The sequence below is a fragment of the Psychrobacter pacificensis genome (assembly GCF_900101915.1).
Lineage (GTDB): Bacteria > Pseudomonadota > Gammaproteobacteria > Pseudomonadales > Moraxellaceae > Psychrobacter > Psychrobacter pacificensis.
This window is the reverse complement of the sequence record NZ_FNAL01000018.1, coordinates 50,566-62,449: the sequence shown is the minus strand read 5'-3', so window position 1 is coordinate 62,449 and position 11,884 is coordinate 50,566. Positions and strand designations below refer to the sequence as shown.

Genomic DNA, 11,884 nt, shown 5'->3' with positions numbered 1-11,884 from the left:
TCGAACCACTATTAAAGTGTTACAGCGTTAGACTCGTTTAGCCTACTACTGTAGTACTTGCACTCGTCTGCCTCGTACCACTTTTAATATTGATTGACTATAGCTAATACAAACGCATAGTAGACAAGTTACGTCATGACTGAATAAATAATTTCTTTAAAAACAAAGCCAAGTCTTTGTACCTTTTTAAGGTTATATAACCGACCTGTTTTTATATATAATACCTAAAAGTAAACCTTACTTTTAACTGTCATCGCTTCTAACGATAGATAGACATACAAGATATATTATTGGGTAATATATCGTCTCTGAGATACTATTATGAAGTCACTTACCTCTATTTGTCTGCTGATAGCGTCGCTAATGCTGACTGGTTGTCAACATTTCCAATTTGTTGATAGCCCTATTCCTGTTAAGCCTGTACCGACTAATCTGGTTGCTCCATAACATTGACATAAAAAAAGCAGACATCAATAGTGTCTGCTTTTTTACTGGAGTAGCCTGTCACCCACTGTGTTAACTAACGCTTACTATCCGCTGGCTGATGTTTAATGATGGTTTTAGCCAAATGATCACCAAACCAAATAGCGGTATCAATATCTCCTTTCCCTGGCGTTTCTTCAGGTGGTCCGTCAAGAGATTGTGTCATCAAACCTAAGAAGCTAGATAGACGGTTGAGATCGTGCGCCTCATGACCCGTCGGCATAAGCGGCAGACCAATCCAATTCATACCATGCTGCATGGCATATAGAGAAATTTGCTGCAACACGGCAAGTTTATCACCGCTCAGACCGCCTGAGTTGGCAAAAGCTGCGGCCCATTTGCCTTCCCACGTGCGGTTGTACCAACGCTTTGAGGTTTCATCCATAAAGGTTTTGAATTCAGCGGTGACGCTGCCCATATATACCGCGCTACCGAAAACCAATAGATCTGCCTGATCTAAATAATCCCAGTCAATATCATGAATATCAACCGCTTTTGCTTGGGCCTCTGGTAATTGCTGATGCGCGCCTTGTACAATCGCTTCAGCGACACGCTTAGTATGACCGTAGTTGCTATGAAAAATAACAGCAATCGATACGTTAGGCGTACTATCAGGAGATATTTTTGAGGATTCGCTAGTTGTATTCATACAGACTCTAATAATGACAATAATGGTTAAATAAAAATAATATAGTGTACGAGTGCAAAACGACTCAGCGCACTCAATAGGTTTGTTAGTTGTGAGCTGACATCTACGTAGCAGCGCGGCGCACAATCACAAGCGCCATTCTTCCCGTTGCAGGCTGCTGCATATGCGTTTGACGACGATAAGAATAGTAATGCCGATCTGCATAGCTACAGCTGATAGGTTCTTTACTATCTATCGACACGCCAGCAGCTGTTAATTGATCAGCGGCCAGTTTTGGTAAGTTTAGCTTAACTTTATGCGTGTGCACTGTAGCGCAATTCGATAGTTTATCAACTGTCTTATGTAAATGCTGAGTATCGCTATGATTTTCAAGACCACTATCTGAGCGCATCACATATAAACTGTCAAAATTATCACTATCTGACGCCGTGAGTAATTGATTATCTAAGCAACCAGCCAATAATTGGTCACGAACTTGATGACCCACTTCATAATTGGCCTGACTGATACACACCCCTATCCAAGCCTGTATAGCCCCTGAATCGGTAAAGCGCTGAGCAGTCTCTTTGATGATACCGCACGCCAATCCTTGCCAGCCTGCATGAATGGCGGCGATTTTACCGCTAGCGGGTTGGTATAAGACAATCGGCACACAATCTGCCGTCATGATCGCCAGTCCACGACCACTTTGCTTGCTGATTATGGCGTCAGCCGCCATTGGTGCCATGCTCAAAGGCGTCGTATCAATATCATGGATCTGTTTACCATGAATCTGACTGACCCAATGTAAGCTGTGAATAGCAGTATGTTGCTCAGTTTGTGATGACTCACTTGCCATCTGTGTATTAATCGCAGCCAACAGACTCATACGATTACCTAATACCTTTGCCGCCTCATCGTTGACATGCAGGCCTAGATTTAGCGCGCCATAATTTGCTTGATGGTTTGCTTGACTGTCAAGCCCTCTTTGCTGGCTTGCGGTAGCAGGTTCGTCAATATTATTCGGCGCAAAAGCAGCCGTTTGGAAAACAGCCACGTCATCCATTTGCGCGAGCATGGTCATTGGAAAATTATCTATTATCGGAAGCTTGTTTGTCACGACTGCCCCATCCTTTTATCTTTGACTGTCTAAAAATTGGCATCACTAAATCACTACTATAAACTTGGCAATTGTCGTAAACACCTTTAGACAGCCGCTTTTCTCAATAGCGTTTACTCGTCATCATAGCCGTCGCTTAATACAGCTATTAGCTGTTGCATGTCTTCTGGCAGTGGCGTCGTCACTTCAATATCCTCACCAGTTACCGGATGCACAAACCCAAGAGTATAAGCATGCAATGCTTGGCGCGGGAAGTTGCTGATGGCTTGGCGCTGTGCTTCTGTCAAACCTGCTCGCAGTTGACGACGACCACCATAGACACGGTCCCCGACTAGCGGATGGGTCACATGGCTCAGATGGACACGGATCTGGTGCGTACGACCTGTTTCCAGTCCGACATCTAACAGACAGTAGTTGTCATTCAGTGGCGTGACATTTAATAGATGGGTTACCGCTTCACGGCCGGCAGTCATGACTGTCATTTTGGTACGCTGAGTACGATGTCGCCCTATCGGCGCATCAATACGGCGATGACGCAGCAAGCTTGCTTGATCGCCTGCTACCACACACTGATAATGACGATAAACAGATTTGTCTTTTAGTTGCTCCATCAACGCCATTTGAGCCGGTTTGGTTTTACCAATGAGTAGTAATCCAGAGGTGTCTTTGTCAATACGGTGTACCAACCCTGCACGCGGCAAGTGATGCTGCTGCGGATAATGATATAGCAAAGCATTGACCAAAGTGCCTGTCTGGTTACCCGCACCTGGATGCACCACCATACCGACAGGCTTGTTGATGACCAATACATCATCATCTTCATAGACCACATCGATATCGATATTTTCTGGTTGATCTTCACTATGCTGCTGCAATGTTGTCGATAGATGTAGCACGTCATCTGCTTTGACACGAACCTTTGGTTTTTGCACACTGCCGTTATAGAGTAAGCTACCGTCCGTGATCCAACCTTGTAGTTGCACGCGCGAAAAGTCTGCAAACACCTGTGAAGCGACTTTATCAATACGTAAGCCAGACTCATCTTCTGTGACGATATGCGTTATATCTACCACCACTGGTACCGCTTGACCTGCTACTGGCGCTTCATTGTCGTCGCCTTCATCCATGTCGCCATCGTCAATTTCTTCATCAATATCGCTATCTTCTTCGAGCAAGTCGTCATTATCAAGAGCATCAGTATGCTCGTCCATTATTTCCTGCTCATCCATCATTTCTTGATTGTCAGGCTCGTCATTATTTAAAACGTTATTTGGCATTGGTGACTCTTGTGCTGATGAATCAGTCTCTAGCGATTGATTCGGTGATAAATGGGTAGTCATGGCATCATTATTCATAGCGGATTGATACCTAGCAAAGTTGCTAACTATGTAAAGTTACTAACTATATTTTGTTAGGTGACTTCATTCAAAGATAAAATAATAAAAAATTGTCGTTTTTTGACCTCTAGCAAATAATAAAAGCTATGCAGGTCAAAAAAGCGGAGACAATACCGCTCTAGTGTATCATGTCACGCGTCCAAGCCCTATAAAAGTGCATACTATCTGTGAATTTTTGAGCGCTTCTGAGGTGCCAAGCTTTACTGCTTAGCTCTCTAGAACATAACATTGCTGTAATTTACTGTATATTTGTTCCTGCCAGCGATATTCGGTATCGCTCGTGATAGCCGCTCATGGTAAACTGCCTGTAAAATATAGATAGCGAAAAAATAGACGAAGCAAACGTTATTCTATAAAGTATAGCCATGTTTTGCTGTATGCTATGGCACTGTATTGCTATGCCATATTCAAATACAGTATAAAAATACCATTGGTTTTTATTGACAGTGTTTGCCATTTAAACCTTTTGAATATGATTAAATGCATTTGATCTATTACAGGCTTACTATAAAAGCTCTATGTATCAGACCCAATCTACCAGTACAATACGTCATAACAAAAACTGCATTCGATGAAAAACGTGTTGCTTGTGCATCGCTGAATACTCAGCATCGTTTTTTATCACTAATTTTTTATATAGCATGATAGCACTGCTGCTATCATGCGTCTTGTGTCGGAGAAGAAGTATGCAAGCTGTTGGCAATACGTTTATCAAACTGTCCTCAATCACCTTACTTGCGCTTAGCGTCAATCTAGTGGGTTGCCAGACATTCAAAAACCTCACTGGCGCCAAAGATGTCGACGCGGTAGAAACAGCGGAAAAGTCAGAGCAAGGTTACTATAACGATGCCATCGCTCAAATCGATAAAGGCCGCTATGTTCAAGGTGTTGAAGAACTGACCAATCTGCGTACCTTTTACCCAACTGGGCAATACGCTGAACAGGCATTACTTGATATGATGTATGCACAGTATCAAAGCGATAAATACGAGATGGCAGCAGCGAGTGCTGAGCAATTCATCCGTCTATATCCTTCTAATCCCCAAGTCAGCTATGCTTACTATGTACGCGGCGTTGCCAATATGGAAGGCTCGTCTGAGAGTTTGAAGCTGTTTAAATTAAACCAAGCGGAGCGTGACACTGCGTATCTACGTATTGCCTTTGCCAACTTCCAAGAACTTATTAGCAAATACCCAAATAGCCCCTATGCACCAGATGCCGCCCAGCGCATGACATTTATCTATAATCAGTTTGCTGAGAGCGAGATGAGCGCAGCCAACTGGTATATCGAGCGTGAAGCTTATGTGGCAGCTGTCAACCGTGCCAAATGGGTCTTCCAGTACTATCCACTGAGTGAGTCAGTACCAGATGCCATTGCTGTCCTAGCCTATAGCCACGAAAAACTTGGTCTAACAGATTTGGCAAATGAGTACAAAACCCTATTGCAAATCAACTATCCAAACATGCTGACGAGTAATGGCAGCGTGAAACTGAGCACCAAACGTGATCGCTCTTGGCTCAATAAGATTACCTTTGGACAGCTTGGTCGTTCAAGCACAACTGACAACTCAGTGGCAACGGGCGAATATAATGGCGCGACCAAAACCCAAATGATTGGCAACGCAGCCCAGTTGAGACTAGCAGGGACAAACACAACGCCTGCCAACACTCCAGTCGCCAACAATGCGTCTGCACGTAATGGTATTAGCGTAGGCCTAGGTCTGCCTGAAGCGTCAGCTGAGCGCGTGACCAGCCAATCAAGCACTGGCTCGACTGCACGAGAAGCCAACGTCGATCCACTAAATACCAATCCAACACGTCGCACTACGCTAAATGACGACAGTGTGAGTGATATGGATAATAATTGATTATGTGAGGTCTTTTAGCCTAGCTAACACAGTCTGTATTCATTGATAATAAGGTCAACATTACGTTGGCCTTATTTTTCTAGCAGTACCTCATTACCTCTGCCCCAACATAATCGACCTATGGTAAACTGTTTTTTGTATGAGCATTCCTAACCATATTCTTGAACAACTCAATAGCCAAGCTGACCTGATCAGCATCATTGGCAAACACACCACGCTTAAACGCGCTGGTAGTGAATATAAAGGCTGCTGCCCTTTTCACGGTGAAAAATCGCCTTCTTTTTATGTCAATCCACAAAAAAATATCTATCACTGTTTTGGCTGTAGCGTCGGTGGCAATGCCATCAGTTTTTTGCGTGATTACGAGAATCTTACCTTTATCGAAGCAGTCAATGAGCTATCTAAACAAACAGGCATTGAAGTACCAAAAGAAGAGCAACAGAACGTCAGCTATCAACGCCGTACGCCAACACCTATTGCACCGCCGCCAGTTCACAATGTACCTAGCCCAACGATAGAGCACAGCAAAGTAAATCAAGACGGTGCAAACCAAGACGGCACAAACCAAGACAGCTATCGAAATAACTATCAAAACAACCGTCAAGCCAGTCATCAAAATAATGTTGACCAAAGCGACCAAAATCACATAGACCAGTCAAGTTATGATGACGCTCAGGGTTACGATAATTTCCCGCCGCTAGACGCTTACGAGTCAGCATCTTATTCAATGGACTCGTATCCATCAGAGCCGTATTCTTCAAACCATGCGGACGATAGTGCCTATCCGCCAGTGTGGCTGACAGAAACTGACGCAGGCATGGATAGTATTGGTATCGATCAGACGTCTGATCAAGATGGCAATTTGTACGATCTGCTAGAGCAAATTCAGCAGTTCTATCAGCATAATCTACACACTCACCCTCATGCCAAGCAATACTTTTTGTCACGCGGACTCACTGAAGAGACTTTTGAGACTTTTGGTCTTGGCTATGCGCCATTTGGCTGGCAGCATCTTGAGCATCAGTTTCCACAAGATATTGAAGGACTTAAGGCACTAGGGCTCGTGCGCCAATCAGAGTCTGGCCGTGACTACGATCTGCTGCGTGATCGGGTTATTTTTCCTATTCGTGACAACCAAGGTCGCACCATTGGTTTTGGTGGTCGGGCGCTCGACGATGAGGTCAAGCCAAAATACATCAACTCCTCAGACTCGCCCGTCTTTCATAAGCAGCATGTACTCTATGGCTATTATGAGTCGCGCCAGCAGCGTGCTAACGACTGGCTGGTGGTCGAGGGTTACATGGATGTCATTGCTCTCTATCAAGCGGGCATCTATGGCGCGGTCGCCTCGATGGGTACGGCAATCAATGAAAGCCAAATATCGCGGCTATTGACACTCAATCCAACGCTGACTTTGAGTTTTGATGGCGACAGTGCCGGACAAAAAGCCGCTTGGCGTACGCTTGAAGTTGCCTTACCTGTGCTTGCTGATGATAAAGAGTTGCGGTTTTTAACCCTGCCTAACAATCATGATCCTGATACGTTTATCAAGAGTCATGGCAGCGATGCCATGCGTGAGCAAATCAGCCAAGCCATGCCGTTATCACAGTATATTTTTGCGTACTTAAGTGAGCGCTATGACATGAGTCTGGCTGAAGGCAAAGCCAAGCTCATGTCGCAAGTACGCTCATTGACGACCGCTTTGCCAAAAGGCAGTAGCTTTCGCTATTTGCTCAATAATGACATTTATCAAAAGCTTGGCGGCAGGCGCAGTCAAAATGTCGAGGCCAAAGATGCGCTGCTAGACTTTGATGGTGATATGACCATCAGCCAACAATTGCAGCTGTGCTTTTTGTTTCAGCCGCGCGCACTCATTGATGACCCTATCGAATCGATTTGGCAACAGTCTGGTATTAATGGCTTACACCTACCTGCGCATATCAAACAAAAGGCTTCAGCCGATACGCTGCGTCCGCTTGCTTGGGAAGACCTGCAAGACGCGGCTCTGCTTGACATCGTGAGCACTATCAAACGCTGTCTTAATTATTTGCCAAAAGATGCCAACGCAGCAGCGCATTTTATCTTATCAAATGTGAAGCCTGCGACCCAAGACATGCTGAGCCGTAATTGGGGCGGCTTTTATAAAGCGCTAACCGCACGCAATATTTTGGGGCTTGATGGCCTGATCGAAGAGCTAGTCAGTCAGCTGCTTGAGCGCAATATGAAGAAAAAAATACAAGAGCTGATAAAAAACCCTGATCATATTAAGCTTGCGATCGTCCGTAAACAAACCCAATTATTGAACGATTGGCTACGGGCACAGCAGGCAGAGCAATCGGCACAGATGGTCACCGTTCAGTCTTAATGTTTAATTATCAAATCATGCCCCTTTAAAATTCTAGCCACTGCCCCCACTACTAATGATTATGCCCAGTAGCATGAGTCACTCCTAAATCATTTAGCTGACGGCAAATAAACGGCAAAAAATGGTCGGTAGCTATCACTAGCTCGTGCTTGACGACGATGGTCTGTGTTAAACTGTGTCGCTGTATATTGACAGCACTGCTTGGTTAATGATTGTGAGCATGCATCTTTAAGCACAAATTTTAGGTATTATTTTACGTATCTGCTTTTAGATACTATTTTGAGTATTAAATTTTAAGTACTATATTTTTTTAGGTACTGTATTGAAGTCTTTTTAGCTTTTCTAATTTTTAGCTGTTTTTTAGCATTGTTATTGTAGTGTTTTGAGCCTTTATTCATATCAACTCATTTTTGATATTATTGACAACCTCTACGCCATATTTTGATCAATCGATTGATAAGATCAACGCAAAGAGCGAGCGATAGCGAGTCACAATATAAAAATGTCCGATGCAAGTAAGCGAGTATTTATGAACGATAAGTCAGTTTCTCAGTCCACATCTCAACTGGCCACCTTAATCCAAATGGGCAAAGAGCAAGGGTATCTTACCTATGCTGAGGTGAATGACCAGCTGCCCGACTCTATTACCGAAAGCGATCAGATCGAAGATATTGTGCAGATGCTAACCGATGTTGGTATCAAAATCTTTGAGTCTGCCCCTGATGCCGATGACATCTTGATGAACGATGATTCAAGTGATGATGACATGGCAGCAGACGAAGCAGCGGCAGTACTTGCCTCTGTTGAAACCGAGCCTGGTCGTACCACTGACCCTGTCCGTATGTATATGCGTGAGATGGGTACAGTTGATCTTCTTACCCGTGAAGGTGAGATCTCCATTGCTAAGCGTATCGAAGAAGGTATTCGTGATGTACAGCATGCCATGGCTTACTGGCCTGGCACCGTACAGTTCGTCCTTGATGAATACCAAAAAGTACAAGATGGCGAAAAAAAGCTATCTGACGTCATCACTGGTTTCTTAGATCCTGAAACCGAAGAAGATAAAATCGCCGCTCAAGAAGCCAAAGATGCGGTAAAAGAAGAGCGTGAGCGCATCAAAGAAGAAAAAGAAAACCCGCCTATCATCAAAGCTAAAGTGAATGCCAAGGCAGCCGCACTTGATGATGACGAAGATGAAGACGAAGACGACGTTGAAGAAGAAGCTGAAGAAGAAAGCAGCGGTCTTGATCCAGAAGAAGTACGTTTGCGTCTAGAAGAGATCGAGCATCTATTTATCAAAGCCAAGCAAGCGCTGCTTGATTATGGTCGTGGTAGCGTGCAGGCGGATACTGCGTACGCGTTACTTGCTGAACGCTTTATGATGCTAAAGCTCAATAATCGCTTGTCAGACCAAGTCATGGCGATCATGCATGACGTCTACGACGACGTGCGTAAGCAAGAGCGTCAAATCATGCGCTTGGTGATTCGCCGTGGTCGTATGCCGCGTGAAGAGTTCCGTAAGACCTTCCCTAGCAATGAAACCAATGTCGATTGGCTCATTGAGCGTATCAAAGGTAAGCCTGCATTTGCGGGCACACTAGAAAAAGTCACCGATGACGTTATTTTACTTCAGCGCCGTATTCGTGATTATGAGCAGCAGCTTGATATGAAAATCCACGACATGAAAGACGTGGCACGTCGTATGGCCGTTGGTGAAGCAAAAGCTCGCCGCGCGAAAAAAGAAATGGTTGAGGCCAACTTGCGTCTGGTTATCTCTATTGCCAAAAAATACACCAACCGCGGCCTACAGTTCTTGGATCTGATCCAAGAAGGTAATATCGGTCTGATGAAAGCGGTTGATAAGTTTGAATATCGCCGTGGTTATAAGTTCTCAACGTATGCCACATGGTGGATTCGTCAGGCAATCACGCGCTCTATCGCTGACCAAGCGCGTACCATTCGTATCCCTGTGCATATGATTGAGACGATCAACAAGATCAACCGTGTCTCACGTCAGCTGCTACAAGAAATGGGCCGCGAGCCAACGCCTGAGGAATTAGGCGAACGTCTAGAGATGGACGAAGTCAAAGTCCGTAAGGTGCTCAAGATTGCCAAAGAGCCTATCTCTATGGAGACGCCTATCGGTGATGATGAAGATTCACACTTAGGTGACTTCATCGAAGATGGTACGATCTCAAGCCCTGTCGACGATGCAACGTCTGCTGGACTACAAGAAGCCACTCGTGATGTACTCGGCAACCTGACTGAGCGTGAAGCCCGTGTATTAAAGATGCGTTTTGGTATCGACATGCCAACGGATCATACTTTAGAAGAAGTTGGTAAGCAGTTCGATGTTACCCGTGAACGTATCCGTCAGATCGAGGCAAAAGCGTTGCGTAAACTGCGTCATCCCTCACGTTCTGAGCATTTACGTTCTTTCCTTGAAAATGACTAATATTCAATGAAGCTAAATAAAAAAAGCCGAGTTTATCTCGGCTTTTTTGTGTTTGTTAATCTATGTTATCAATGCGCGCCTAAATTTTGCTCAGCATCTGGTTTGTCGTGCACACCGAAATTGTCTATCATCGTCTGGCTTGCCTCGTTCAAACCAATAAGCTCTACCTCAGTGCCTTCACGGCGAAATTTGATAATGACTTTATCAATCGCAGCGATTGCTGTCACATCCCAAAAATGTGCTCGTGACACGTCAATCACTCCTTTAGAGACAGACTCTTTAATATCAAAGGATTCAGTCATACGCTCTGCTGACGAAAAGCATAGGCGAGGATTTAACTTTTTGGCTATCCCAATTACCGAGCTTAAGTGACCACCCTACTTCTTAGTTTGAATAAATTTATAGTCTTTTGGGCTTTACAGACTTAGATTCTGTATTAGAATCATACGGCACCTGCAATACTACGCTCACAGATTTCATCGCTAGGAAACTGACATGATTGTCCGGCAAACACCCCACCCGTTTAAGATATTTTTCGCCCTTCGCGGTTCAATCATTCCAAAAATATATCCGCAGCTGCTATTGGTTACCATCCTTAGTACAGCCATTACCATTATTCAACACTGGATTCCTGACTCTTTTCCTTATTATGGTATCGCCACTTTTACCTTATTGGGAATCGCATTATCGTTGTTTTTGGGATTTCGAAATAATGCCAGCTATCAGCGTTGGTGGGAAGCACGGATGCTATGGGGCCAGTTGGTATATGATGCTCGCAGCTTAACGCGCCAAGTCCTATCCTTTATAGATGATGACAACGAGCATGGTCGTGAGACTCAGCGCACCATGGTATATCTGACCATTGCTTTTGCACATGCTGTACGCCACAGGCTTCGTGGTACGCCACCTTGGGCGGACATAGATCCCTTTGTCGCATCCATACATCATGATCGTATGCATCAAGCAAAAAATGTCCCTGACCATATAATGCGCCTCATGGGTAAGCATCTCGGCGATATTCGGCGTCAAGGACTGGTCTCAGAGCAAGTCACCCAAAACATGGATGAGCGCCTGACCTCTATGACGATTGTCTTGGCAGCCTGCGAGCGTATTCATAACACACCGCTACCTTTTGCTTATATGCTGCTGGTACATCGTACGACCTACTTGTATTGCATCATGCTGCCTTTTGGCTTGGTCGCCTCGCTTGGTTGGGCAACGCCCTTGGTTTGTGCCGTGATTGCTTATACGTTTTTTGGGTTAGATGCATTGAGTGAAGAGCTAGAAGAGCCATTTGGGTTGGCGGCTAATCAGTTACCTCTGACCGCCTTGTCACGCACGATCGAGATCAATCTGCGAGAAGCGCTGGGAGAAACCAATCTGCCGACTGACATTATGCCTATTGATGGTTATTTGCCGTAAATATTGCCGTCATCGAAGCGCCATACAATAAACGAGCGGCAAACGTAACTTGAATAATCTACCGCACGCCACTATAAATAGCAGACAAAGGTACTGTAGGTAAAATCTCTACTCTAACCAGCTGATTTATTCAAAAATATTATCTA

7 protein-coding genes and 1 pseudogene are annotated in these 11,884 nt (G+C 44.6%); 4 read left to right on the top strand and 4 right to left on the bottom strand.

The features are described 5' to 3' along the window. Positions 1-520: 520 nt before the first annotated feature. The 3 genes from BLR43_RS10465 to BLR43_RS10455 all read right to left on the bottom strand — a co-directional run bounded on the left by BLR43_RS10465 (position 521) and on the right by BLR43_RS10455 (position 3,460). A complete protein-coding gene (locus tag BLR43_RS10465; protein WP_071001407.1) occupies positions 521-1,132 on the bottom strand; it encodes a flavodoxin family protein in 612 nt (203 codons plus the stop codon). A 103-nt stretch (positions 1,133-1,235) separates the two neighbouring features. Further along, on the bottom strand, positions 1,236-2,231 hold the full coding sequence (locus BLR43_RS10460; protein ID WP_223332923.1) for a purine nucleoside phosphorylase YfiH/LACC1 family protein: 996 nt from the start codon (positions 2,229-2,231) through the stop codon (positions 1,236-1,238). A 113-nt stretch (positions 2,232-2,344) separates the two neighbouring features. Next, positions 2,345-3,460, bottom strand: a complete 1,116-nt coding sequence (locus tag BLR43_RS10455; protein WP_406947891.1) for an RluA family pseudouridine synthase — start codon at positions 3,458-3,460, stop codon at positions 2,345-2,347. A gap of 854 nt (positions 3,461-4,314) precedes the next feature. Here BLR43_RS10455 and BLR43_RS10450 point away from each other — a divergent pair. From BLR43_RS10450 to rpoD, 3 genes are all read left to right on the top strand, one after another. Then, the gene (locus tag BLR43_RS10450) at positions 4,315-5,496 is read left to right on the top strand and encodes an outer membrane protein assembly factor BamD (protein WP_093070971.1); all 1,182 of its coding nucleotides are present in this window, start codon (positions 4,315-4,317) and stop codon (positions 5,494-5,496) included. 139 nt (positions 5,497-5,635) lie between these two features. Further along, positions 5,636-7,861 (top strand): DNA primase, encoded by a 2,226-nt coding sequence (locus tag BLR43_RS10445; RefSeq protein WP_093070968.1) that lies wholly within the window; start codon positions 5,636-5,638, stop codon positions 7,859-7,861. A 529-nt stretch (positions 7,862-8,390) separates the two neighbouring features. Then, positions 8,391-10,316 (top strand): RNA polymerase sigma factor RpoD, encoded by a 1,926-nt coding sequence (gene rpoD / locus BLR43_RS10440; protein ID WP_071001404.1) that lies wholly within the window; start codon positions 8,391-8,393, stop codon positions 10,314-10,316. Positions 10,317-10,384: 68 nt separating this feature from the next. Here rpoD and BLR43_RS10435 read toward each other — a convergent pair. Continuing rightward, positions 10,385-10,636: pseudogene (locus tag BLR43_RS10435) on the bottom strand (STAS domain-containing protein); the annotation flags it as partial. 175 nt (positions 10,637-10,811) lie between these two features. Here BLR43_RS10435 and BLR43_RS10430 point away from each other — a divergent pair. Beyond that, positions 10,812-11,738, top strand: a complete 927-nt coding sequence (locus tag BLR43_RS10430; protein ID WP_093070964.1) for a bestrophin family protein — start codon at positions 10,812-10,814, stop codon at positions 11,736-11,738. Positions 11,739-11,884 lie beyond the last annotated feature (146 nt).

Coding starts and splice junctions, on each gene's coding strand:
- BLR43_RS10430 (WP_093070964.1), top strand. CDS start 10,812: ATGATTGTCCGGCAAACACCCCACCCGTTTAAGATATTTTTCGCCCTT.
- BLR43_RS10465 (WP_071001407.1), bottom strand. CDS start 1,132: ATGAATACAACTAGCGAATCCTCAAAAATATCTCCTGATAGTACGCCT.
- BLR43_RS10455 (WP_406947891.1), bottom strand. CDS start 3,460: ATGGATGAGCAGGAAATAATGGACGAGCATACTGATGCTCTTGATAAT.
- BLR43_RS10445 (WP_093070968.1), top strand. CDS start 5,636: ATGAGCATTCCTAACCATATTCTTGAACAACTCAATAGCCAAGCTGAC.
- BLR43_RS10450 (WP_093070971.1), top strand. CDS start 4,315: ATGCAAGCTGTTGGCAATACGTTTATCAAACTGTCCTCAATCACCTTA.
- rpoD (WP_071001404.1), top strand. CDS start 8,391: ATGAACGATAAGTCAGTTTCTCAGTCCACATCTCAACTGGCCACCTTA.